The organism is Tropicibacter oceani, assembly GCF_029958925.1.
In the GTDB taxonomy this organism is placed as follows: domain Bacteria; phylum Pseudomonadota; class Alphaproteobacteria; order Rhodobacterales; family Rhodobacteraceae; genus Pacificoceanicola; species Pacificoceanicola oceani.
The window spans coordinates 3,580,984-3,605,339 of sequence record NZ_CP124616.1 but is presented as its reverse complement, the minus strand read 5'-3'; the positions used below and the strand labels follow the sequence as shown (position 1 = coordinate 3,605,339).

Annotated in this window: 22 protein-coding genes; 9 read left to right on the top strand and 13 right to left on the bottom strand. The window is 65.3% G+C overall.

Going from position 1 to position 24,356, the window contains the following annotated elements; translation table 11 throughout:
* Nucleotides 1-62: 62 nt before the first annotated feature.
* A complete protein-coding gene (locus tag QF118_RS17260; RefSeq protein WP_282300275.1) occupies nt 63-1,307 on the bottom strand; it encodes a saccharopine dehydrogenase family protein in 1,245 nt (414 codons plus the stop codon).
* 51 nt (nt 1,308-1,358) lie between these two features.
* On the bottom strand, nt 1,359-2,450 hold the full coding sequence (locus QF118_RS17255; protein ID WP_282300274.1) for a carboxynorspermidine decarboxylase: 1,092 nt from the start codon (nt 2,448-2,450) through the stop codon (nt 1,359-1,361).
* A 111-nt stretch (nt 2,451-2,561) separates the two neighbouring features.
* Here QF118_RS17255 and QF118_RS17250 point away from each other — a divergent pair, with 111 nt between their 5' ends.
* The 6 genes from QF118_RS17250 (at nt 2,562) to QF118_RS17225 (ending at nt 8,516) form a co-directional block, all read left to right on the top strand.
* A complete protein-coding gene (locus QF118_RS17250) occupies nt 2,562-3,611 on the top strand; it encodes an alpha/beta hydrolase family protein (RefSeq protein ID WP_282300273.1) in 1,050 nt (349 codons plus the stop codon).
* A gap of 312 nt (nt 3,612-3,923) precedes the next feature.
* Nucleotides 3,924-4,913 (top strand): aKG-HExxH-type peptide beta-hydroxylase, encoded by a 990-nt coding sequence (locus QF118_RS17245; RefSeq protein WP_282300272.1) that lies wholly within the window; start codon nt 3,924-3,926, stop codon nt 4,911-4,913.
* Complete coding sequence (locus QF118_RS17240; RefSeq protein WP_282300271.1) at nt 4,910-6,319, top strand: class I adenylate-forming enzyme family protein; 1,410 nt, start codon at nt 4,910-4,912, stop codon at nt 6,317-6,319. Before QF118_RS17245 ends, QF118_RS17240 begins: the two co-directional genes overlap by 4 nt.
* Nucleotides 6,320-6,321: 2 nt before the next feature.
* Entirely contained in the window at nt 6,322-6,549 is a 228-nt protein-coding gene (locus QF118_RS17235; protein ID WP_282300270.1) for an acyl carrier protein, read from the top strand.
* A 180-nt stretch (nt 6,550-6,729) separates the two neighbouring features.
* Nucleotides 6,730-8,001 (top strand): molybdopterin molybdotransferase MoeA, encoded by a 1,272-nt coding sequence (locus tag QF118_RS17230; protein ID WP_282300269.1) that lies wholly within the window; start codon nt 6,730-6,732, stop codon nt 7,999-8,001.
* Nucleotides 8,002-8,006: 5 nt separating this feature from the next.
* Nucleotides 8,007-8,516 carry a DUF2478 domain-containing protein gene (locus QF118_RS17225; protein ID WP_282300268.1) on the top strand — a complete coding sequence of 170 codons (510 nt, stop codon included), beginning with the start codon at nt 8,007-8,009 and terminating at the stop codon, nt 8,514-8,516.
* Nucleotides 8,517-8,589: 73 nt separating this feature from the next.
* Here QF118_RS17225 and QF118_RS17220 read toward each other — a convergent pair whose 3' ends face one another.
* The 11 genes from QF118_RS17220 to QF118_RS17170 form a co-directional block, all read right to left on the bottom strand.
* Nucleotides 8,590-8,862, bottom strand: a complete 273-nt coding sequence (locus QF118_RS17220; protein WP_282300267.1) for a hypothetical protein — start codon at nt 8,860-8,862, stop codon at nt 8,590-8,592.
* A 50-nt stretch (nt 8,863-8,912) separates the two neighbouring features.
* A complete protein-coding gene (locus tag QF118_RS17215) occupies nt 8,913-9,611 on the bottom strand; it encodes a NapC/NirT family cytochrome c (RefSeq protein ID WP_282300266.1) in 699 nt (232 codons plus the stop codon).
* A 24-nt stretch (nt 9,612-9,635) separates the two neighbouring features.
* Nucleotides 9,636-10,079: a nitrate reductase cytochrome c-type subunit gene (locus tag QF118_RS17210; RefSeq protein WP_282300265.1), complete on the bottom strand. Its 444-nt coding sequence runs from the start codon at nt 10,077-10,079 to the stop codon at nt 9,636-9,638.
* Between the two features lie 22 nt (nt 10,080-10,101).
* Entirely contained in the window at nt 10,102-10,998 is an 897-nt protein-coding gene (gene napH, locus QF118_RS17205) for a quinol dehydrogenase ferredoxin subunit NapH (RefSeq protein ID WP_282300264.1), read from the bottom strand.
* Entirely contained in the window at nt 10,995-11,813 is an 819-nt protein-coding gene (gene napG / locus QF118_RS17200) for a ferredoxin-type protein NapG (protein WP_282300263.1), read from the bottom strand. The genes napH and napG overlap by 4 nt, the downstream gene beginning before the upstream one ends.
* A gap of 23 nt (nt 11,814-11,836) precedes the next feature.
* Entirely contained in the window at nt 11,837-14,329 is a 2,493-nt protein-coding gene (gene napA, locus QF118_RS17195) for a nitrate reductase catalytic subunit NapA (protein ID WP_282300262.1), read from the bottom strand.
* A gap of 1 nt (nt 14,330) precedes the next feature.
* Complete coding sequence (locus QF118_RS17190; RefSeq protein ID WP_282300261.1) at nt 14,331-14,603, bottom strand: chaperone NapD; 273 nt, start codon at nt 14,601-14,603, stop codon at nt 14,331-14,333.
* On the bottom strand, nt 14,600-15,109 hold the full coding sequence (napF, locus tag QF118_RS17185) for a ferredoxin-type protein NapF (RefSeq protein WP_282300260.1): 510 nt from the start codon (nt 15,107-15,109) through the stop codon (nt 14,600-14,602). Before napF ends, QF118_RS17190 begins: the two co-directional genes overlap by 4 nt.
* A gap of 298 nt (nt 15,110-15,407) precedes the next feature.
* Nucleotides 15,408-16,271 carry a hypothetical protein gene (locus QF118_RS17180; RefSeq protein ID WP_282300259.1) on the bottom strand — a complete coding sequence of 288 codons (864 nt, stop codon included), beginning with the start codon at nt 16,269-16,271 and terminating at the stop codon, nt 15,408-15,410.
* A 36-nt stretch (nt 16,272-16,307) separates the two neighbouring features.
* A complete protein-coding gene (locus QF118_RS17175) occupies nt 16,308-18,863 on the bottom strand; it encodes a CHAT domain-containing protein (RefSeq protein WP_282300258.1) in 2,556 nt (851 codons plus the stop codon).
* A gap of 237 nt (nt 18,864-19,100) precedes the next feature.
* Nucleotides 19,101-19,349, bottom strand: coding sequence for a hypothetical protein (locus QF118_RS17170; RefSeq protein WP_282300257.1), 249 nt, complete (start codon nt 19,347-19,349; stop codon nt 19,101-19,103).
* Between the two features lie 104 nt (nt 19,350-19,453).
* On the opposite strand from QF118_RS17170, the gene QF118_RS17165 reads away from it, so the two are divergent.
* From QF118_RS17165 to QF118_RS17155, 3 genes are all read left to right on the top strand, one after another.
* Nucleotides 19,454-20,800 carry a hypothetical protein gene (locus QF118_RS17165; RefSeq protein WP_282300256.1) on the top strand — a complete coding sequence of 449 codons (1,347 nt, stop codon included), beginning with the start codon at nt 19,454-19,456 and terminating at the stop codon, nt 20,798-20,800.
* Between the two features lie 147 nt (nt 20,801-20,947).
* Complete coding sequence (locus tag QF118_RS17160) at nt 20,948-21,151, top strand: hypothetical protein (protein WP_282300255.1); 204 nt, start codon at nt 20,948-20,950, stop codon at nt 21,149-21,151.
* A gap of 3 nt (nt 21,152-21,154) precedes the next feature.
* Nucleotides 21,155-23,914, top strand: coding sequence for a DUF4135 domain-containing protein (locus QF118_RS17155; protein WP_282300254.1), 2,760 nt, complete (start codon nt 21,155-21,157; stop codon nt 23,912-23,914).
* The last annotated feature ends 442 nt before the right edge of the window (nt 23,915-24,356 follow it).

Below are 24,356 nucleotides of genomic sequence, written 5' to 3'. Positions count from 1 at the left end.
AGCGTGAAATCCGCGCCAGAAGGCGTCAGGGGCGGCACCAAAGGGCGCCGCCGCTTTGTGTATTACGCGTTCCAGGCCTTGTCGATGCCGCCAAGGCCGCCAACCTGCACCCGTGTCGGCAGGCCGATACGATCAAGGATGGTAAAGAACGGCTTGGGGTCCAGTTCCTCGACGTTTTTCATGGTCTTCGCGTCCCATTCACCGCTGGCCACCAGCATGGCGGCGGCGACGGGCGGCACACCTGCGGTGTAGGAAATGCCCTGGCTGCCGACCTCTTCATAGGCTTCCTTGTGATCGGCGACGTTGTAGACGAACAGCTCGATCTCCTGGCCGTCCTTCACGCCCTTGACCAGATCGCCGATGCAGGTCTTGCCGGTGTAATCGGGCGCAAGGGACGAGGGATCGGGCAGGCAGGCCTTGACCACCTTGAGCGGCACGACCTCCAGCCCTTCGGCGGTGGTGACGGGCTGTTCCGACAACAGGCCGATGTTCTTGAGCACAGTGAACACGTTGATGTAGTGATCGCCAAAGCCCATCCAGAAGCGCACGTCGGCCTGCGGATAGTTGGTGGCCAGCGAATGCACCTCGTCATGGCCGGACTGGTAGGCCTGGCTTGGCCCGACCACCGGCAGATCCCAGACCCGGCCGCTTTCGAACATCGCGGTTTCCTTCCACTTCTGGTCTTCCCAGTAATAGACGGTGCCGGTGAATTCGCGAAAGTTGATTTCCGGGTCGAAGTTGGTGGCGAAATACTTGCCGTGCGAGCCTGCGTTGATGTCGACGATGTCGATGGATGTCACCTCGTCCATCTGGTCGATGGCATAGCGGGCATAGGCGTTCACGACGCCCGGATCAAAGCCCGCACCAAGGATCGCGGTGATCCCCTTTTCGGTGCACAGATCGCGTTTCTTCCATTCGTAGTTGGCGTACCACGGCGGGGTTTCGCAGATCTTGTCGGGTTCTTCGTGGATCGCGGTGTCGATATAGGCGGCGCCTGCCTCGATGCAGCCATCCAGCACGTGCATGTTCACAAAGGCGGTGCCGACGTTGATCACGATCTGGCAGCCGGTGTCGCGGATCAGCTGGGCCACGGCGGCGCTGTCTGTCGCGTCCAGCGCGTGGGCCTTCAGAACGCCCTTTACCTTCATCGAACCCTTTTCGCGGACCGACTCAAGAATGGCGTCGCATTTCGACACCGTCCGGCTGGCGATATGGATATCCCCCAGCACATCGTTGTTTTGCGCAACTTTATGCGCCACGACCTGAGCGACGCCGCCTGCGCCGATGATGAGAACGTTCTTTTTCAACCTTCCGGACCTCCTGAGGGTTTCTCTGTTGTGATGCCTGTGGGCATGGGTTTACGACAACGCCGCTGCGAAATCGTCATAGGTAAAGTCGCGCACCATGCGGACCGAACCATCCAGTTCGCGGATCGCGATGGCGGGCATCTTGACCCCGTTGAACCAGTTCTTCTTGACCATGGTATAGCCTGCCGCGTCCTGAAAGGACAGGCGATCGCCCGGTTGCAGCGCCTTGGGAAAGCGGAATTCGCCAAAGATATCGCCCGCAAGGCAGGATTTCCCGCAGACCATCCATTCCTGATCGCCGCTTTCGTGCATCTTGGCGCTTTCGCGGTAGATCAGCAGATCCAGCATGTGCGCCTCGATGGAACTGTCGACGATGGCCAGGTTCTTGCCGTTGAACAGCGTGTCCAGCACGGTGACTTCAAGCGTGGTGGATTTGGTGATCGCCGCCTCGCCGGGTTCAAGATAGACCTGCACCTCGTTTTCACCGGCAAAGCGTTTGAGCCGCTCGGCCAGCTTGTCCAGCGGATAGTCCGCGCCGGTGAAATGGATGCCGCCGCCCAGCGAAATCCACTGCATGCGGCGGATCAGCGGGCCAAAGCGCGCCTCGATATCGGTCAACATGGCGTCAAAGCGGTCGAAATCCGCGTTCTCGCAGTTGTTGTGGAACATGAAGCCGCTGATCAGATCGGCCACCGGTTCGATATCCTCGGGTGCATGTTCACCAAGGCGCGAAAACGGGCGCGCCGGATCGGCCAGGTCAAAGCTGCTGGTCGACACGCCGGGATTGACGCGAAGGCCGCGGGTGTGGCCGCGCGACATCTCTTCAAAGCGGCGCAACTGGTTCGCGGTGTTGAAAATCACCTTGTCGGAACTGGCCAGCACTTCGGCCATTTCATCGGGGGCCCAGGCAACCGAATAGGCGTGGGTTTCCCCGGGAAACTTCTCGCGCCCCAGCTTGACCTCGAAAAGCGAGCTGGAGGTGGTGCCATCCATGTAATCGGCCATGAAATCAAAGACCGACCAGGTGGCAAAGCATTTCAGCGCCAGCAGCGCCTTGGCGCCCGAGGCTTCGCGCAGATGGGCGATCTTTTCCATGTTCGGCAGCAGCCGGGATTTGTCGATCAGGTAATAGGGTGTTTTCATCTCAATCATGCCTTGGCCGGGGGCGGGGTATCGGCACTGCACCTAATGCGCATGACGCGTCAGGGCAATGCTTTGCTGGGGCGGGCAGGGATTGCAGCGGGGGGGCGGGGCTTGCGCGCCCGGGGTCCTGGGCGTACCAATCAGGCCCTGATCCTTGCCGCAGACCGGAACACCGCCTTGACCAATGCCGGGCAGGCCACCAGCCTTGATACCTTGTTGCGCCGCATCGGCACCGTGACGCGGGGCTGGGGCGGCGATGTGCTGGACCCGCAGGGCAGCCTGCACCATGTGCACGAGACACCCATGCGGCCCCGGCTGTTCTGGTGTTTCAACGCCAACCACGAATTCGACGCCTTGGCGCAGGCGCTGGGCGCAGGGCAGCCACTGGTCGGGATGCGGTCGATGAACAAGGTGGCCGAACCCCTGGCCTTGCGATCCGCCCTGGGCGATGCACTGGCGGGGCATTATGCGCAGCACCTTCTGACGCGGTTCGGTACGGCGCCCTGCATCGTGGGCGGCAATTGCCAGGCGGCGGGCCTGGCCTGGCGGGTGGCGCAACGCCTGATGCAGGCCGGGGTGCCGGTGCTGCGGCTGGTGACGCTGGACGCGCAGCCCCGGTTTCCCTTTGCAGGGCACCTGCGGATGCTGTTCGGTCAGGACAGCGGCTTTGGCACGCAGGACGGGGCAGGGCCCATAGCCATCCCGCAGGCGCTGCGCGGCTGGCGCTATGCGGCGCAACGACTGGATGTGCACAAGGTCCAGGGCAGCCACGGTCAGTATTTCGTGCCCGAAAACGTCGCCAGCCTGGCCCGCGCCATCCTGTCCCCCGCGCCGCCTGCCGCAGCGGCGCCCCTGCCGATGCCCAGTCCCCGCTGGCGGATCGCGCGGCTGGACACCGCGGCCGTCACGCTGCAGGCCGCGGCCCCGGTTGCTCAGGGCGATCTGGCGGTCGTGCCGGTCTGGCGCAAGGAAGACGGCGCGATCTTTCGTATCGAGGGGGGCGACTGGGTCTTGCCTCTGGACAACGCCCCGACATGGACCTGCCGCATCCCCAGACCGGACAGCCCCGGCCCCTGGGGGCTTTGGCCTGTGCTGTGCGCCATGGACAGCGGCCCGCTGCAATGGCCGCAGCCCCCACAGGACCGCATGGTTTTTCGTTGATTTCCCGGGCTTCAACTGGTTAATTTCCGGTTAACACTTGCGCCACGCCCCGTTTTTTCGACTCCGTCAACAAGGAACAGACCCATGAAAATTGACCTGAGCAAACTTCTGTCGCTGAAAGTTCCCGCTGCGGGTGCCGCCAAGGTTGGCGATCCTGAGCCCCCCAGCCCGGCCCGCGACAAGTAATCCAGACCGACAGCGCCGGGGCGTGTCATCGCCCCGGCCACCTTGGACGCGCCGGGGCGCAAGCCCCTGACGCCCCGCAGCCTGCCTCGTGCTGCGCCGTAGCCCATCCTTCAAGGTAGCCGCCCCGTGCCCGATCACCCCATGATGACGCCCGATCCGGTGGTCTGCGCGGCCATGGATGAGCAGGTCAACGCGCGCCTCATCGCCGCGATCGACTATGTGATGCGCGATGTGCTGGACCAGGGCGGCGCACCGCCGGGCATGGTCGCGACCCCCATGCTGCACGCCTTGCAGGCCTTGATCCGCGAGGCGGCGGTATCGGGCGACACGAACAGGATCGCGGCGCTGTTGCGGGCCAATGGCCCGGCGCTGCGCGGGCAGGGGGTTCCAACCCGCTGCCATGTCGTCCCCTGGGGCGCGCCGGATCTGCCGGCGACGGATTTCGCCCTGCTGCAATCGGCGTTTCAGGATGATATCGGCCTGACTGCCCGCCTCGCGCCGCCGACGCCCGCGCATCTTGACCGGGCTCGCGCGAATTTCGCCGTGCTGCGCGCCTGTCTGCCCGTGCATCTTGCGCCCTGGTGGCAAGAGCTGGAGGCGCTGGTCGCGCTGATCCTGCTGGCCGAAGGCGACGACAAGACGGCGCGCTTTGGCGGGGCTACGGCCTTTGCGGCCTGGGGGGCGATCCTGATCAACCCGGCCAATTCCGCAACCCCGCTGGCCCTGGCGCTGACGCTGGTGCACGAAAGCTCTCATCTCAAGCTGTTTCACGCCTATCTCGAGGACGAGATCGTCCTGAACGATCCTGAGGCGCGGTTCACCAGCCCGCTGCGCCGCGAAGGGCGCCCGATGAACGGCATCTATCATGCGACCTATGTTCTGGCGCGGATGCTGGCCTTTCTGAGCGACCTTGATGGCAGCAAACCCGCCCTGGCGGCGCTGGGCCCCGGCGCTGCCGAGCAGGTCAGGGCCGATCTGGACCACTTGCGCGCCGGTTTTGACGCGGGCCGTGACGTGATCCGCGCGCATGGCGTGCTGACCGCAAAGGGGCAGCGCATCATGGACGAGGCGTCGTCGACGGTCGAGCGCTGTTTCGCCGCCAATGCGGCGGAATGACCACCGCCTGGCAGATCATCTACGACGCGCTGACGCGGCACGGCCAGGCCCCGGTGATCGAACGCCGCGGCCAATGGCGCAGCGGCGCCGCGATACTGCAGGCCATCGCGGCCCGGGCCGAGGAACTGGCGCAGTTGGGGTTGCGCCCCGGCCAGACCGCGCTGATCGTCGTCAGTGACAACCTTGTGGCGATAGAGACGCTTTTTGCCTGCTGGCACATGGGCGCCTCTGCCGGTTTTGTCGATTTTCGCGCCCCGGCTGCGCGCATCACGCAGATGGCCGCGCGCATGCAGGCGGCACTGGTGGTCGGACGGCGGCGCGTGGCCGGCCTGGATATCGCGGTGCAGGCCGCCGAGGCCGCCATGACCGACGCGCCGCCCCTGACCCTGGCAAAGCCCGAACCTGAGCAAACCGCCATCGTGTTCACCAGCTCGGGCACCACGGGCGAGCCCAGGCTGCGCCCCTCGTCGCAGGGCAAACTGGGAAAATCGCTGGATGATTTTTGCCGGTCCGAGGACCACGGCAAGGGCGGCTGCCTGCTTGGCGCGACCTCGTTCGCCTATTCGGCCAGTTGCAACGGCTGGCTTCGGGCGCTGGCCAGTGGCAAGCGGATCGTGGCGCTGGACCTGATCTACCGTCTTGAAGAACTGGACGCCGCGCTGATGCGGCCGGATGTGACGGAATGTGCCTTGCCCCCGGTGCTTATCCGGCGGCTTGCCGCGCTGGGCGATCTTGAAGGGGGGCATCGGTATCCGCAGCTGACGCGGCTTGGGTCGGTGGGCGGACCGGCCGCGCCCCGGGACAAGATCGCCGCGCTGACCCGGCTCAGCCCGCAGTACCGCATGACCTACAGCTGTGTCGGGGTCGGCCTGGTCAGCAGGATCGGCGGCGAGGCGCTGCTGGCAAGGCCCGCGTCCTGCGGCAAACCGGTCGCGGATGTGCGCGTCCGGGTGCTGGATGGCCTGTCGCCCTGTGCGGTCAACCAGATCGGCACGCTGGAAATCACGAACGCCTTTGGCGCAACCGTGCGCCCCGGCGATCTGGGGTGGCTGGACGAGGACGGCTATCTTTACATCGCTGGCCGCATCGAAGGGCTGTTCTGCCGCAATGGCGTGAACTTTCCGGCCGAACGGCTGACGCAGGCCGCGCTGGAGCTGCCGCAGGTCATCGCAGCGGCGGCCATCGCGCAGCGTGATGGCGACGGCGGCGACGTGGTGCACCTGTTCGTGCAATGCCCCCCGTCCGAAACCGACAGCGTCACGCGGCACCTGCGGCAGGGCCTAGCGGCGGCGGAGTTTCCCGATCACCTGCACCTGCGGGATAACTTGCCGGTGACCGTTTCGGGCAAGGTCGATCTGGGGGCGCTTTCCGCCTATCTTGGCACATCCAGAGGGCAGGGGGACTGAAGATGAAGGCCGAGCAATTGCAGGCGCTGGTGCAGAAGGGATTTAGCGAGGTTCTGGGCCGGGATGTCGATGCACAGACCGACTTTTTCGATGCGGGGGGCGATTCCCTGGCGGCCGAAAGGCTGCTGCTGGGCCTGTCAAAGGCACTGGGAGTGGAGCTGGCAGGATGGATGGTTCTGGACCACCCAACCCCAGAGGCGCTGAGCGCGGCGCTTGGGCAGATCGCCTGATCCGGCAGGCAAACGGGCACGTCAGTCGGCTGAAAGGTCGATGTTTCTTGCTCGAAAACGATGCAGATCAAATACACATCGGCGGCATGGCTTTAAACGAGGTCCAGTTTCTGTTGGGCCCAAAGGGCACCTGGCAGGAACAAAGGAGCCACGAGCGCAAGCACAGTCGCGGGACAGCCAATGAAAATGACATCTGTAAACTCGGCCAACGACTGTGGATGCGGCCAGGCGCAGGGCGGCGCATGGACGCTTGACGCGGCGCTAAGGGCCGTCGCTGCCATGACCGCGCCCCTGTCCCAGGTCGAAGATGTGCCGCTGGCCCGGGCGGCGGGGCGCGTTCTGGCAACGCCGGTGATCGCGCGGGCCCCCTTGCCGCGGTTCGACCATGCGGCCATGGACGGCTATGCCCTGCGCCATGCCGATCTGACAGGGCCGGGGCCATGGAGCCTGCCTGTCGATCAACGCATTGCCGCCGGACAGGCGCCAGAGGCCTTGGCTGCGGGCAGGGCCGCGCGGATTTTCACGGGGGCGCCGCTGCCCGATGGGGCGGACACCGTCATCATGCAGGAACATGCGCACGTATCGGACGGGATCTTGCACCTTGACCGGCTGCCGCAGCCCGGCACCCACATTCGCCGCCAGGGCGAGGAAACCGCGAAAGGCGCGGTCCTGCTGGAGGCCGGGCAGCGGCTGGGCGCGCGTCACATTGCTGTTGCGGCCTGCGCCGGGGCGCAAAGCGTGACGGTGCGACGACCGGTGCGGGTTGTGCTTTTGGCCACTGGGGACGAGCTGTGCGATCCGGGGCAAACGCCCGGTCCCGGCCTGATCGTCGATGTGAATACACCCATGCTGACCGCGGCCCTGACCCGCGCCGATGTGACCCTGCTGCGCGCCTGCCACGTGCCCGACAGCCGCGCGGACCATGTTCAGGCCCTGGCAAAGGCCGCCCGCGATGCCGACCTGATCGTGACCACCGGCGGCGTCTCTGTCGGAGAAGAGGACCACATGCGCGCCGCCGTGCTGGCGCTTGGCGGGCAGATCGACATTCCCGCCGTGGCGATCAAGCCCGGCAAACCGGTGACCCTTGGCCGTCTTGGCGCGGCGCATTGGCTGGGGCTGCCGGGCAATCCGATGTCGGCCTTTGTCACCTTCATGCTGTTTGGCCTGCCGCTGCTGTCCGCGCTGTCCGGCTCTGCCCTGCCCACCGCGCGGCGTACTGGCGTTCTGACCCATGACATCGCACGCCGCCTTGGCCGCTGCGAGATCCGCCCGGCCTGCATCGACGGGCAGGACGCCATGGGCCGGCTGCAACTGACGGTGTCCCAGGGCATTCATTCGGGGCGCATGACCCCGCTTGCCCGCGCCGATGGCTGTGTCGTGTTGCCGGCAAGCGGCGAACCGCTGTGCCAGGGCACACAGATTGATTTCCTGCAATTTCCAGAAGGATTCTAACGACCATGGCCAAACTGGGCTACATCCTGTCGACAAGCCGGGGCAGCACCGACCCCTTGCTGGTGGACATCGCCAACCGTCTTGGCGCGCAAGGCCGCGTGGTGGCCGGTATCGTGCAATCGCGTGCGCCTTCGGACCGGGATCATCCCTGCGACATGGATCTGGTGGTGCTTCCCAACGGACCCGAGATCGCGATTGCCCAGCAGTTGGGCACGGCCTCGCGCGGGTGCCGGCTTGATCCCGCGTCGCTCGAGGAGGCATCCGAAGCGGTGCGGCAAAGCCTGATGCAAGGCGCCGACGTGCTGATCGTCAACAAGTTCGGCGCGCAGGAATGCAAGGGTCGCGGATTCTGTCCGGCCTTCGGTCTGGCGCTGGAGCGCGGCATTCCGGTGCTGACCGCGGTCAATGAAATGAACCTGCAGGGGTTTCTGGACTTTGCCGGCGGCCTCGAGACGCGGCTGGACCCCGCCGGCGATCAGGTCCTTGACTGGCTGACCCAGCCCGTGCCGGCCTGAACGCCCGGTCTGCGCATTAAAAAAGCCCCCGAACGCCGGACGTTCGGGGGCCTTTTTCATGGTTTCGTCCTGCTTAGACCGTCGCGCCCTTGTGGCGGATGGCGCTGCCGACAAGGCCGGCCAGAATGCCCACGACGATGCTGATCACATATTCCATGGGCGTGATCGCCACATGCGTCGAATGCGATCCGCCCATCAGGATCGGGGCAATCAGCCCGACGGCTCCGCCGAGGGCGGCGGCCAGTATCCAGTTGCGCGTCATCATCCCCAGCGCCACGCCAAGAATGCCGGGCAGGCCAAGCACGCTGGCGCCAATCGTGCCAAGCAGGTCAAGAGTGCTGATCATCTTCGTCTCTCCGAGGTAAGGCGAGGCCCGGCGCGCGGGCCCCGATCCGGTCAGTCGGCCTTGCCGCCGAGGTAGGTCTTGATCTGCGCCACATCAAAGGCGCTGTCGCGGTCGTCCATCGCCAAGGTTTCGACCACGTGGCGGTATTCTTCGAGATAGCCGGGGGGCAGGTCATGCGCGATGCCCTGGTGGCAGTCGATGCAGGTCATGCCTTCGTCGATGGCCTTTTGGTGGTTCTGGGCGGCGCGGGTTTCCTGAATGGTGAAGTCCATGTATTCGAAGGCGTGGCAGTTGCGGCATTCGCGGCTGTCGCTGGCCTTCATCTTTTTCCAGACGGCGGCGGCCATTTCCAGGCGGCGTTCCTCGTATTTCTCGGGGGTCGAAATGGTGCCAAGGACCTCGTGGTAGACGTCCTTTACGGCCATGATCTTGGCCTTCATCTTGTACTGCCATTCATGCGGCACGTGGCAATCCGAACAGATCGCGCGCACCCCGGAATGGTTGTTGTAGTGCACCGTCTCGCGGTACTCGCCCAGGTTGGTTTCCATGGTGTGGCACGAGGTGCAGAATTCTTCGGTGTTGGTCAGTTCCAGCGACCAGTGGAACCCGCCCCAGAACAGGATCCCGGCCAGGAAACCCGCGATCAGCAGGAAACCCGTGCTCAGGACGCCCGTCGGGCTCCAGAAGGCGGCCCAGATGCGGCGCAGCAGGCCGCGGGGGCGGGGCGTGTCTTTGGTTGGATCGGCCATGATGTCGGTTCCCCGTGTCCTGTTTCAGTTGGAGCCGTTGGACGGCGCAAAGGTGTTGCCCACCAGCGCCGGAGCGTTGGCCTGCGGCACGTGGCATTGGTTGCAGAACCAGCGGGTGCCGGCGACGGTGTCCAGCTGGGTGCCGTTGCGGTCCAGGTAGTGGGTCATCGACAGGGTCGGCGCGCCGCGTTCACCCGCATTGGTCCAGTCGTGGCAGGACAGACACTGGTTGGTGCGCAGGTCGATCTGGTACTGATCCGTCGAATGCGGGATCAGCGGCGGCTGCTGACGATAGTTGCGCGCCTCGCGGCCTTCCATCTGCTGATGGATCTCGTCGGCGGGCAGGGTGGCCTCAAGATCCGCGCCGCGCAGGGTCTGCACCGCGCCGGTGTTCTGTGCCACGACCAACCCGCCGAAAAACAGGGTTGTCGCGAGGGCGGAGAGACCCGCAATAGCCGGAAATTTCATCTGTTTTCTCCGTGTTTGTCGCTCAGGCGGCCTTGTCGGCAACCTGTTCGTCGGTCTTGACGTGATTGTCGAAGCGGTGAGTGAAGGCAAAGACATCGACGGAACAAACATCGATGCAGCGCCCGCAATTGGTACAGTCGGGTGACAGGATAAGGGGCGTTTCGCCCGGTTTGCCGCGCAGCGCAGGCGAGATGACCTGGTTTTCAGGGCAGACGGCAAAGCAGTCCATGCAGTCGTCGCAAGCGGCCCGGTCCACGGCGGATACCCGCAGCAGGCTTTTGCTGCCCAACAGGCCGTAAAAGGCGCCGACCGGGCACAGGTGCCCGCACCAGCCGCGCCGCGCCACCAGCAGGTCAAAGACAAAGATCGCCGCGACCAGCGCCCAAGCAAAGCCCATGCCAAAGACCAGCCCGCGATGCACCATGGTGACGGGGTTGACGACCTCCCAGGCGATGGTGCCGGTCAGGGCGGAGACGGCAAAGACAGCGCCAAGGATCCAGTAGCGGGTGGAGCGTTTGGGCTGCCAGCCCTTTTGCAGGCCCAGCTTGTCGTGCAGCCAGTGTGCCGCATCGGTGACCGGGTTGATCGGGCAGACCCATGAACAATAGACCCGCCCGCCGATCAGCGCATAGACGGCCAGCACGATCAGCGCGCCGATGATGGCGGTCAGCTCGGGCCAATGGCCCGCCGCCAGCCCTTGCATCAGCACCAGCGGATCGGTCAGCGGCAGCACGCCAAAGGTGCGCGACCCGGCGAGGGTTCCAACCACCCACCAGATGCCGAACCAAGGCCCCATGAGGAACAGGAACAGGAAAAAGGATTGCGACAGCCGGCGCAGGATCAGGTAGCGATGCGCGCCCAGCCAGCCCTTGACCTCGATGGCCTCTTGCCCGGTGGGCAGTTTCGTCTTGGCGCTCATTGTCCGGCCCCCGGCAGTTTGAAGGCGGGCTCGAACCCGCCCGGCGCGGCAAGGTTGTCGGTGCCCGGTCCCGGCAGGCGGTCGGGCAGGTCGATGATGCCTTCGACCACAGGCGCGCCCTTGGCGTCCTGTTCTTCCCAGCCTTTCAGGTAATGTTCCGCCGACGACCCGCGCGCCAGCCGCACGGGCAGGACCTTGATCGCGGCCTCGGGCAGGACGCAGCTTTTTTCGCAGACGCCGCAGCCGGTGCATTTGTCGGCATGCACCGTGGGCGCAAAGATCGCGTGATGGCCCGAGCGGTCGTTGTGCGACAGCTCAAGCGTGATGGCCTCGTCGATGACGGGGCAGACGCGGTAACAGACGTCGCAGCGCAGGCCCAGGAAGTTCAGGCAGTTTTCCTGATCGACCAGCACGGCGGTGCCCATTTGCGCGTCGTCGATATTGGTCAGGCCGGGGTCCAGCGCCCCGGTGGGGCAGGCGGCGACGCAGGGGATGTCATCACACATCTCGCAGGGGACGTCGCGTGCGGTGAAAAACGGCGTACCGGTGGCGATGCCGTCGGCGCCCAGTTCCGCAAGGGACAGGGTGTCATAAGGACAATCGCGCACGCACAGCCCGCAGCGGATGCAGGCAGCCAGGAAATCGTCTTCGGGCAGCGCGCCCGGCGGGCGCAGGGCCTCGGCCGGAAGCGCCTTTGCATCGCTGACCAGATAGGCCAGCGCACTGCCCGCCACCACGCAGCCACCCGCCATCCGCGCGGTATCCGTCAGGAACCGGCGGCGTTGGGGCGACATGGGTTTGGAGGTGGCGGACATTGCTTTTTTCCTATGACTTCAGATCAGGCGCGCTCGACCTTGCAGGCGCATTTCTTGAAGTCGGTTTCCTTGGACAGCGGGCAGGTGGCATCCAGCGTCAGCTTGTTGATCAGCTGGCCTTCGTCGAACCAGGGCACAAAGACCAGGCCCTTGGGCGGCTTGTTGCGGCCGCGGGTTTCGACCCGGCTCAGCATTTCGCCGCGGCGGCTGGAAATCATGATTTCCTGGCCACGGCGCAGCCCGCGCGCCTGCGCGTCATCGGGGTGCATGAAGACCACGGCGTTCGGGAAGGCGCGGTGCAGTTCCGGCACGCGGCGGGTCATCGACCCCGAATGCCAGTGTTCAAGCACCCGGCCGGTGCAAAGCCACAGATCGTATTCGTCGTCCGGTTCCTCGGCGGCGGCCTCGTAGGGGGCGGAAATGATCTTGGCCTTGCCATCGGCGTTGCCGTAGAACTTCACCTCGTCCCCGGCGCCGACGTAAGGGTCATAGCCTTCGCGGAAGCGATAGAGCGTTTCCTTGCCATCGACCACGGGCCAACGCAGCCCGCGCGCCTGGTGATATGTGTCGAAATCCGCCAGGTCGTGGCCATGGCCGCGGCCGAATTCGGCGTATTCCTCGAACAGGCCTTTCTGGACGTAGAACCCGAAATCCTTGCTTTCCTGGTTCTCGAAGCCTTCGGCAATTTCCGACACCGGGTAGGCGTTGACCTTGCCGTTTTCGAACAGGACCTCGAACAGGGTCTTGCCCGCCAGTTCCGGTTTCTTGGCAACCAGTTCCTCGCCCCAGGCCTCTTCGACGGTAAAGCGCTTGGAGAATTCCATGACCTGCCAGACGTCCGAGCGCGCCTCGCCGGGGGCATCGACCTGCTGGCGCCAGAACTGGGTGCGGCGTTCGGCGTTGCCATAGGCCCCTTCCTTTTCGACCCACATGGCAGTGGGCAGGATCAGGTCGGCGGCCATGGCCGTCACGGTCGGGTAGGGGTCGGACACGGCGATGAAGTTTTCAGGGTTGCGGTAGCCGGGCAGCCCTTCTTCGTTCATGTTGGGCGCGGCCTGCATGTTGTTGTTGCACTGGACCCAATAGGCGTTCAGCACACCGTCCTTCAGCATCCGGTTCTGCAACACGGCGTGGAAACCGGGCTTTTCCGGGATGGTGCCGGCGGGAATGCCCCAGGCGGTTTCGCAGATCTCGCGGTGCTTTTCGTTCGTCACCACCATGTCGGCGGGCAGGCGGTGGGCAAAGGTGCCGACCTCGCGCGCGGTGCCGCAGGCCGAAGGCTGGCCGGTCAGCGAGAAGGGCGAGTTGCCGGGTTCGGAAATCTTGCCGGTCAGCAGGTGCACGTTGTACATCAGCCCGTTCACCCAGGACCCGCGGGTGTGCTGGTTGAACCCCATGGTCCACAGCGACATCACCTTGCGGTTCGGATCGGCATACTGCTGCGCCAGGCGTTCCAGTTGCGCCACCGGCACGCCGGAAATTTCCGACGCCTTTTCAACGGTATATTCAGCGACCGAGGCGGCGTATTCGTCAAAGGTCATCGGGGTCAGCTTGCCCGAATCGGGGTTGGCGGCGGCCACTTGCAATTCGTGCTCGGGGCGCAGGCCATAGCCGATGTCGGTGTCGGTCTTGGTAAAGTTGACGTGCTTGTTGACGAAGTCCCAGTTCACCGCATCGTTCTGGATGATGTAGTTCGCGATGTAGTTCAGGATCGCCAGGTCGGTCTGCGGGGCAAAGACCATGCCATTGTCGGCCAGCTCGAACGAGCGGTGTTCAAAGGTCGACAGCACGTGGACCTCGGCGCCCGGCTTGGTCAGGCGGGTGTCGGTCAGGCGAGACCACAGGATCGGGTGCATTTCCGCCATGTTGGAACCCCAGAGCACAAAGGTGTCCGCGTGCTCCAGATCGTCATAACAGCCCATGGGTTCGTCGATGCCAAAGGCCCGCATGAAGCCCACAACGGCCGAGGCCATGCAGTGCCGCGCGTTCGGGTCGATGTTGTTGCTGCGCAGCCCCGCCTTCATGAACTTGGCGGCGGCATAGCCTTCCCAGACGGTCCACTGGCCGGATCCGAACATGCCGACCGAGGTCGGGCCCTTCTTGGCCAGCGCCTCTTTCCATTTCTGCGCCATGATATCAAAGGCTTCGTCCCAGCTGACCGGTTCGAATTCGCCGTTCTTGTCATAGACGCCGTTGGTCTTGCGCAGCAGCGGTGTGGTCAGGCGGTCGGACCCGTACATGATCTTGGACAGGAAATAGCCCTTGATGCAGTTCAGGCCGCGGTTCACCGGTGCGTCCGGGTCGCCCTGGGTGGCGACGACGCGCCCTTCCTTGACGCCCACAAGGACCGAACAGCCCGTGCCGCAGAACCGGCAGGGCGCCTTGTCCCAGCGGATGCCGGCCCCGGCGGTCTGCGCAACGGCAGGCCCGGTGGCAAGCGGAATGCCCACGGCGGCGGCGGTGCTGGCCGCTGCGGTGGCTTTGAGGAACGTCCGGCGTGATTCCGAGATGGTCATGTCAGTTCTCCGGCTGGGTAGCGGCGAGCGGGGCCCGCGGCGAGAGGTCTTCGAAATGGTGATAATTGAGCGTCAGCGACAGCACGCCCGGGATCTGGTGCAGCGCCATGATGGTGTCCGAGGCGTAGGCCTCGTCGGTGTCCTCGACGACGACGACAAGGCGCCCGTCGTCGGTTCCGGCGTGGATTTCGACGCCTTTCATGTCCTCGATCCGGGGGCGGGCGGCGGGCATCGCGTCCGGCGCCACATGGACAAGGCATCCGCAGATATTCATGCTGTGATCTCCGATTTGGCGGGTTGGCGGCGCTCGAAGGCGACCGCCCCGGCCGGGCAGGTAAAGGCGCATTCACCGCATCCGGTGCATTGGTCCTGGGTCAGGACCGGCACGGCACGGCCCCCGGTTTCCAGGCGAAAGCGGATCGCGCGTGGTTCGCAGGCGTCTTCGCAGGCGCGGCAGGCAATGCCCTGGTGCGACAGGCATGATTGCCCGATCGTCGCGCGCCAGGGCCAGTTGCCGACCTCGGCTTCGACCAGCGCCCCCGTAGGACAGGCGCGCGCGCAGTCGCCGCAAAAGGTGCAGGCGCCATGGCTGAAATCCAGTTCAGGTCCGCCGGATTTGGCGTGGCGCACGATGCGTTCGGGGCAGGCGCGCGAACAGGCACCGCAATCGTCGCAAAGCCGATCAAAGTCAGGCTGTGCCCCGGGCGGGCGCATGATCGTGCTGCGGCTGCCCCGAAGGGACCCGCGCAGGATATCGCGTCTGCTGTGACTGGGGGCCAAACCGTGTCCTATCCCTGTTGACGCCCCGGAATTCTTTCCTGCCTGCGTATTTCCAAGCCTGGCTGCGGTTTGGTAAACAGGGGGTAAACAAGGGCTGTGTTTCTTGCCCAGCCTTAGTGGATCGTGCCAGCGCGCTGGATGATCTGAATCAAATTTCGAATGAATTCATATATTTATATACGTTGCTGCTTGGGCGGCCGAACAGGCTTGCGGCCCACGCAATATCCTTTGCGGCGCAGGGGTTTGCCGGCATCTCCGCATGCAATCGCACCAGCGCGGCGGGTGGCGCCGGCGCGGGTCAGTCCAGGATATATTCGGCAAAGGTGACCGAAACGCGGGATTTGTCGCCCAGGGCCCCGCTTTCCAGAATGTCGATCAGCAGGGCAAACTGATCGTCCCTTATGCCGGGCACCGAGGTCTCGGCGTCCTCGAGCGCGATCATGCGGGCGATGTCCTGTTGGCACTGAATCCCGTACAGGCAGCGATACCCCGGATCACCGCCGACGAAAAAATCGGCATGACCGGACCCAGGCAAGGGCAGCGTGACAGTCGTCCCGGACACGGCGGTCTGCGGCGCAAAAAGCGAAGGCATCAGGCATGACATCGCCCGCGCGCGCGGAAAGTCATGCAACACGAAAAGATGCCTGCGTTCGTCGCAAGCGGCCAGCGGGATGGTCAGGCAGACCCGGTTGGATTGGCGCAGTCGCAGGATCTGGTCCTGGGCTGGCGCGCCCCCGATGCCGCCGACGTTCAGCCGCATGTCGCGCCGGATCACGATCGGCTGCGCCTTGGGCACAAGCCGGCGCAGGGCTTCGCGCAGACGCGCCGTGGCCGACTGGCCATAGCTGCCGACGCTGGCCCGGCGCAGGGCGGCGTCGAAATCGTCGAAGGGTTGCAGGAACACGCGATAATCCAGGCCGTTGTCGGACAGGCGGAACACCTCGACAAAGCGGGCCAGTTCCCAGTTGGCGACCATGCGCTGACCGCTGCGCATCCGCGAAAAGGCCGGTTTGTCGCAATCCAGCGCGCGCTGCTGTTCCGATCCCAGAAAGCTGCGCCGGGGCAGGTAGGCGCCCAGCAATCCCTCAAGATGATCCAGCTTGCGCCCCAGGTCAGGAAGCGCGCGCTTGGCGCTGTCGGTGCTGTCTTTGCTGCCGGGCACGATTCGCCTCATTTTTCTGCAAGCGGGTGCGATACCCTAGCAGCTTGGGCCGTCCTTGTGTTGGTCCGGGGGTTGCGATCTGTTGTGCGACGGCCGGGTAAAAACCGCGAAGGCAGCCCAATCGGCCGGGCGCAGCAGGCCGGGCGCGCCGCCGATGCCCCCGGTTGCGGGCGGCACGGCCATTGGGCGCCGGGCGGTTTCTGCCAACCGGGCCTGAAGCGTTGACAGGGCGCGCACCGGGTCGGCCTGCGGATCAGCCTCCAGCGCCAACCAGAATGCCGTGATGAGCCAGTGAGCGGCGGAATCGGAGATGTCCCAAAGCGTTCCGATCGAAGCGCCCGCGCCCTTTTCCAGCGCCAACCGTGCCAGGCTTTTGCCCTGGCCGTGGTCATCGCCCGCTATCCCCGAACCGCAGGTCGCAAAGGCCGCCAGATCAATGCCCGCAAAGCAAAAGGCGCGGCTGCCCAGATCGGAAAGATGCAGGCTTTGACCATCGCCGAGCTCCAGCGCCCAAAGGTCGGGGCGGGCTGGTTCGCAGTCAAGATGTGCGGCCACTGACAGATACCTTGGCCGGTCCTGCAACGCGGTGATCCAGCGCGCGCGGGTCATCTGGGGGCCAAGCGCCGCGTGCAGGGGGGCAAAGCGGCCCGGCGGCGTCTGCATCCAGTCAGGCCGGCGGGCAAGCGGGCCGTCGGGCAGGGCCGCCAGATGTACCAGGCCTTTCCCCGGGCGGTCGCCGGACGGTGGCGGCAGATCCGGCGCGGCGTTGCAGATCTGGACCGTTTCGACAAGGCATCGCGCGCCGTCATGCAGCAGGCAGAAGGGCACATAGGCATAGGGTCCGGCTGCGTCGATTTCCAGCCGGGTCGCCCCGTCAAGTTGCGCCGCGAAAGGCGCGATCAGAGCGTCGTTCAAGCGCCGGGCCGGGTCTTGCCACGCATCCGCCGTATCGGTTTGCGTTCGCAGCTCGGCGATCAACCGGTTCACCGTCGCCCGGTCGCAGGCAAGCGCGCGGGTCACTTCGCCCGCCGCATCCACGCAGGTGGCAAAACCCTGGCTTGCTCCCATTGTAAAGCGCAGCCGCACGACCCCGGGCGCCGGGGCAAGCGGCGCTTGCGGCGCGGGCTTGGCCGGGGGCGGTGCCGTTGCGGCCAGGACCCGGTCCAGCATCTGGCGGGCGATGGTCCGCGCAGCCCCGGTGTCGCCGTTGTTTCGGCTGTCGCGCAGCGTCTCGCGGCTGGCGGCCCAGGCGTTTGTCGCGCGGATTTCATGCGGCAGCAGCGGCACCGGCGCCGGAGGGTCGCTGGCGATCGCCCGGTCACGCCGCAACAGCGCGCGGAACCGGACACGGTCTTCCAGGCGGGACAGGGCCTCGGCCTCGGAAAAGCGGCCCTTGTCGATCAGCCGGGCCACGACGCTGTCGGCGATATGCTTTCCGGCCGTCAGAATGGCGCGCAATTGTACCCCGTCGTGACCATGCGCCAAAGCGGCAAGACCGTTCAGCGCCATCTTGCCAAAAAGGATCGCAGCGTCGCCCTGGCCGCCCGCATCGGCCAGCCGGGCCAGTTCGATGATCAGTTCGACCTCCGCCTCGGGCGGCGTCAGACCCAGGTAGGCGGCCATGACCAGGCACAGGTTCTGCCTTGCCTCATCCAGCGCGCCCGGATCGGCGGCGGCAATCTGCTGCCGGGCCAGCAGGAACCGGGCCATCCAGGCGAAGTCCCCGGCGATTGCTGCCAGATCGGCCACTTCGGCCTGCAAAAGCGCGATGGCCGCTTGCTGCGCACCGTTGCGCTGCAGGGCCTCGATCAATTCGCCGGTCAGGTCCAGCCTGCGGGCGATGTCATTTGGCGCGTGCTCCAACAGCATGGCGCGGCCGGCTTGCCACTGGGCGACTTCACCTGTTGTGTCGCCGGCGCGGCGGGCGCGCATGGCCGCGACGCGCAGCAGGATGATCTCGTCCGAGAGGGTGGTCTTTTCGGCGCTGCGGCGGATGTCCTGCATCTGCTCGGCCAGCCGGGTGGCGCGCCAGTCATCCCCCAGTTCCCAGGACAAAAGCGCGTCGTTGCCAAGGACAGCCAACCGCCCCAGCGCATTCTGCGGGTCCTTTGGCAGAGCCTTGACCGCAGCGGCAAAATCGGCGCGAGCCTCGGCAAGGCGGCCCTGTCGCCAGTTCAGGATGCCCATGGCGTGATGCCAGGTCAGGTGGTCTTCGTCCGGATCATCGGCGCCGGGCGGGACGCGGGCGTAAAGAGCGCGGGCCTGATCGAACTGCCCGGTCTCTTCCTTGACCTTGGCCCATTGCCGCAGGACGGTGGTGCAGGGCGCCTGTTCGTCCGCGCAAAGCCGGGCTAGCTTGGCATAGCGCGCATCGGCCGCGCCATAGTCCCCGGTTTGCGCTAGGCACAAGGCGCGGTTTGCGCCGATGTCCAGCCGCAGGCGCAGCGGGACATCCTGCTTTCCGGCGATCAGCCGATCCGCTTCGGTAAAGCATATCAGCGCGGCAGCGGGATTGCCCTGGTGCCACAGGGCGCGGCCCTGTTCGGACAACTCTTCTGCCCGGATGCGCGGTGATCTGCGGTCCTGGCTCATGGGCGGCCCGCCCAAGGGAACCGCAACTCATCGAAACCTTTGTACGCCATGTCGTCCCCCCCTTGCGCCAGAATGAAAGCGGCCGGGCAGCCCCTGGCATGGACAGCCTAGCGGAGGTGGCGATGAAGAACGACGATTTTCGACCCCGGTTGCAGGGGCGCCGTGGCAGCCTTTGCGCGACCGGCGAACAGGCCAGCGCCGGGCGGTATTGGCCTGGGGCCACAACCGGCGCGGGCATTAAAAGGTTGCCAAACAGCCATCAGCCAAGGACTGTGGACCTTGGTGGCACGGTTTTTGCAGCTGCCCGACATTTTGAAGGGAGCATTTTGACATGAGATTTCTTGAACAGACGCGGGCATTGACCCGTCTTGCGGCGATCCCCTTCGCGATCGCAACAACCCGCAACCCGTAATCGCCTTTTTCCACTAGCCCCATGCCAATTTGAATTTGAAATTCCGGCGCAGCGGTTTCGACCCGTCCGCGCATTTTTCAAAGACCCACTGCGGCCCGGTCCGGGATGCCAAACGTCGCAGCCATTTCCCAGGTGCCCCGTGGCAACGCGGGGGGCCGCAGATCGTAAAGGTATCATCATGTCGACCATACGCTCTTTGTTATATGTCATCGCGGCAATCCTGGGCTTGGCCCTTGCTGCAGGGCCGGTGGCGGCGCAGTCCCGGTCCGACATCTTTCACAAACCCTGGACGCCGCTAAGCGCCAGCGAACAGGCCCGCTTTGTCCGGGCGGTCGGTCTTGAGAAAAGCATCGGCGTTCCGGCCGACTGGCTGAGCCTGGGCCAGCAACCGCTGAGTTGGAGCCCGGGGGCCAGCCTGATCCGGGTGCACGGAGATTGGCAACCGGGCGGGTTGTTCCTGTATTTCCTGCGCGACAAGGCGGGGAAATATGCGCAGCTGACCGGGGCCTCTCCGGTGATCCACACGCACAACGCGGCCTATCCGCCCCTGCTGACGGCGCAGACGGTCAGGGATTACATATGGTTCTTCGGCTTTTTCGTGCGTGGCGCCGATGGTCCCTTTCTGCCGGTCGAAACCGCCAAGGATACCTTTTTGCCCAAGGGCATCACCAAGGGCGATTTCGCGGCGGGCTACAAATCCGCCTATGACATACCGCGCCCGATGAAATGCACGCCCGCCAAGGGCAAGCACCTGTTCACCTGCGACGTGCTGATCATGTATTCGAACGCCATGTTCGAGGCGGTGATGCAGGTCCAACCGTCCGGCATGATCGCAATGTCGGGCGATACGCCGGTGGCCGCTGACATGAATTTCAAGATTGCGGCGCCGATCACCCTTGCCGCCGTCGGCAGCAGCTTTCGCAAACCGTCGGCCCCGCCCAAGGCCCCGGCCAATCCGACGGTCAGCGGTCTGCCCGCCGATGCGCAGCGGATCCATGACGCGCTGACCCAGGGCAAGCCGCTGAAGCTGGACGGCACAACGACGCCGTTCCTTGCCGGCATGGCCAGTTCGATGCTGGAACGCTGCGGCCTGCCGCGCAACAGCGCCGCGCGGTTGCGGTTGCAGGCCTTTACCGCCAGTTCCAGCATCACCGCCATGATGGGCGGGGATTACTCGAACAGGAACATCGGCACCGCGATGAAAAGCGCGGCGCAGCAACAGGCGATGTTGGCGGCGGGGGCCACGGTGACCAACCAGCTGGGGTGCGGCGATGCGCTGGACGCGCTGGGCAACCGGATCTCCGAGATCATCAAGGCGAATTCGGCGCAGGGCAGCCGCTTTGTCGACAGTTGCGAGCCGGTCCATGGCCGCAGGTCCTGTACCTGCCTTGCCAACCTGGCGCGCCCGGTGATCCCCGGCATTGCCAGCCGGACCTATCACCGCAGCGACATTGCCGAGTTGATCGAACGCAATCCGATGACGGCGCTGATGGTCGCCATGAGCTGCGGCATCGTCAACTACTGATCTGGCGCCCGCCCGATTGCCTGCCGGTACGGCGGGCGCGGGCGGGGCCGACATCGACTGCCTGACCGGGATGTGTGGCGGCCCGGCAGGACGGATCCGGGTTTTCCGGATCGGCAATCAGCCACGATCACAGGAAAGGAACTTGCCATGCTGGACTTTGGAAATGACCCCGATTTCGAACAGGAGCTGGAGGCGCTGCTGGGCGCACAGGATGAGATGCACCCGATCCACCGTGTCGTCTATCAGGGCGGGGCGCTGGTCACGGCGACAGGATCGACCTCGAACGCCTGTGTCATATGCAGCCCGTCCTCGGGGACGCGCTGTGGCGGCGGCTTTACCCAGTGCGGGTAGGCCATGCGCCCTGAACGGGACATGGCGGTGCGCCGGGCAGGGAACAAGGATCGTGATGACCCCTTTGTGCCTTGCTTTTCTCGCAAGGCACATCGCTTTGCCCGGAACCTGGCGCACGAGACCAGGGGCGGGGTGCTGACCGGCGATGTGGTGCAGGCGGCTGCCCTTGGGCTGTACCTTGGCGCGGTCTTCGACAAGGCGGGCTTTGCCCTTTACGGCAGCTATCGTCAGTCTGGTGCGCGCTATTGCGACTGGATCGCCGGCTTTGGGGGATCGGGCCAGGAGGACAGGCAATGGGATGCCGTCTTTGCCGCGCATCCCCTGCTGCAATCGGAAATGGACGGGCTCGAGCGCCGCCTGCAGGGCGCCTGGTCCGAGTTCGCGCAGCGCATCGACCGGGATCTGAACGCGGTTCGGCGGCATTTCGGACTGCCCGGCGACAGCCGGATCAACAAGGTCGATCTGACCCGATCCGATCCCCATGGCGGTCACCGGACCGTTGCGCAGATCGATTTCACCTGCGGCTCGACGATCTTTTACAAACCGCGGGAGTCGCGGATCGACCGGGAATGGTTCACCGGGCCGGGGCAGTCCGGCCTGTTCGACAGCGTCCTGTTTGCCGATACGCTGGCGCTGGAGGGCTATGGTTATCAGGCGCAGCTTTCGGGCCAGCCCGCGCCAGTGCTGGATCAGAACACGGCCGCCGCCTCGGGCGATCTGTTGGCGGTGGCCTGGCTGTTGAACGCGTCCGACCTGCACGCCGACAATATCGTGTTCGACGGGCCGCGCATCGGGGTGCTTGACCTTGAAACCATTCTGACGCCGATCCTGCGCTACAACGCCGACCACGATGGCCAGTGGCGCGAGGCGAACATCAACACGACGCTGTTCTTCTGCACGGATGTGACGCAGGCCAGCGCGCATTTCAGATCCTCGGCCTTTGGCCATCTGCTGGGCGCCGACGCTGCCCCGAAACAGCCGTTCTTTGCCTATACGCCAGAAGGCGAGGTGCGGCCCGCCCGCCTGCTGCAACACCCTGATCCGGCCGCATACCGGCGCCCGCCAAAGGCGCTGGTGCAAAGGATGCAGGCGCATTTCGTCCGGGCCTGCCGCGATGACCGGAGGCGGCGCGGGCTGATGGATTTTCTGGACCGGGCGGCGCAGGCCGAGCTGCGGTTCGTGCCGCGTGATACGGCGGAATACTACAAGATCCTGCTCGAACTGAACCTGCCTCGCCACCTGCGGGACCCCGGCAGCCGACAGAGCTATGTCAGGCAGCGCCTGAACGAGGCCCACCGCTTTGATCGAAAACAGCAGGGGTCCCAGACCGAACGGCTGGTCGCGGATGAATTCGCGCAGATCATGCAAGGGGACATTCCGATTTTCCGGTTTCGCGCCGATAGCCGCGACCTGATGCTGAGCGATGGCAGCGCCATCGAGATGTTTTCCGGCTCGGCTGTCGGGCTGGCCCGGCAAAAGCTGCTTTGCGCCACCGATCACGAGATCAACGAGCAGGCCGAACTGATCGCGGGCACCTTTGGCTATCGCTTCGATCTGCCGGGGCGTCGCCTGCGACCGTCCTGCCGCGACCCGCTGGCCCGGCTGGCAGAGCGGATCATGGACGAGGCCATTCAACCCGATGACGCGCCGGCCCGCTGGTTCAGCGTGGCAACGGCCGTGCCGCCGCATGGCAATACCGCCTCATTCGGCGATCCGTCGGGGTTCAAGGGCGCGCTTGGCATCTGCCGGGCGCTGGAAAGCTATCTGTCCTGCGAGGCGGACGCGGGCCTTGCGCCGCGGCTTGATGCCTTTCTGACAAGGCAGGCCGACGGCTTTGCCTTTTTCCGCGCCGACAAGGACCAGAACGCCGGCGCTGGGGTCATCGGGCTGGAAGGGCTGGCCGGGGACCTGCTGGCAGCCTGCCACCTGATCGCGCTGGCGCCCGGGCGGTGGGGCGGGCTGTCCGGGTATGTCGACGCGCTGCTGGACGCGCTGGCCAAGGCCGCGCCCGACGCCACCGAGCTGGACGTGATCAGCGGGATCTCGGGCGCGCTTTTGGGGCTGGCGGGGGCGATCGGCCTTTGCCCTGCCATCGCGGACCGGGGCGGCGCGCTGCACGCTGCTCTGGCCGAACGGTTTGTCGCGCTGTGCCTTGCGGGGCTGGATCATGATCCGGGGCAGGGCGTATTGCCCCTGATGGGCGATCTTGGGTTTGCGCATGGGCTGTCTGGCCTTTTGGCGGCTGCGTCGCGGCTGGGCGATCACCCGCAGGGCGCGCGGATATCGCGGCAGGTGCTGACGGCGATGCACGATGCCCGCGCCCGGCACGGGGGCTGGCCGGACCTGCGCTTTGGTACGGCGACCGCGATGAACCTGAGCTGGTGCAACGGCAGCGTCGGTGTCGCCCAGGCCCTGGCCAAAGCCGCAGATGCCAGGGGGGCGGGGGCCTTGCTGGCGCAGATATGGACCGAAAGCCAGTCGGACGCCCTGTTCGCGAACGGCACCCGGTTTTGCTGCGGAGCCAGCGGCGTGCTTGACCTGGCCATAGAGACCGAGACCGCGCATCCCTTTGCAATCGACCCCGCCTTGGTGCAAGGGCTGGAACGCCGCATCGTTTCGCGATGCATCGCGGGTTTTTCCAATGACCGGTTCGACGACTCCTTCGAGCCGCAAACCGCGAACCTTTATTATGGCAAGGCCGGGGTGCTCTACACGGCGCTGCGCACCCGGCACAGAGCCCTGCCAAGCCTGAGCGCCCTTTGAACGCGACGGGCGACTCGGATTCTCGGTGATTCCGCCCGGGTTCCGGGCCAATCTCAGGGTGTTCTGCGGGGCAGGGGGGTGATTCATGCGTCGGGACGGGCTCAGATGCCGCTCAATCGCCGGGCAGTGGGGGCCGCAAGCCCAATGTTTTTTGGCGGTTTTCACTTTTTTCCGTTTTTCTTCAAAAAACTGCTTGCGGAGGTTTGGGAGTAACCGTAGAACCCCCTTCACCGGCGGCGCTGAGGCGCTGCGGGGCACTGGACGGACCGGACGACACGCTGCGAGGCGGAGGTTTGACGGGAAGTTTGTGAGACACTACTGAGGTAATGACGGGCGGGCGCGCCGAGAAGTTAGGGCGCATCCGGTTGATCGTTGTCTCGACGTTATTTGACATCGCGAGTATCTGAAGAGATATGCGGGCGACTTGGGTTCATTTCGATGG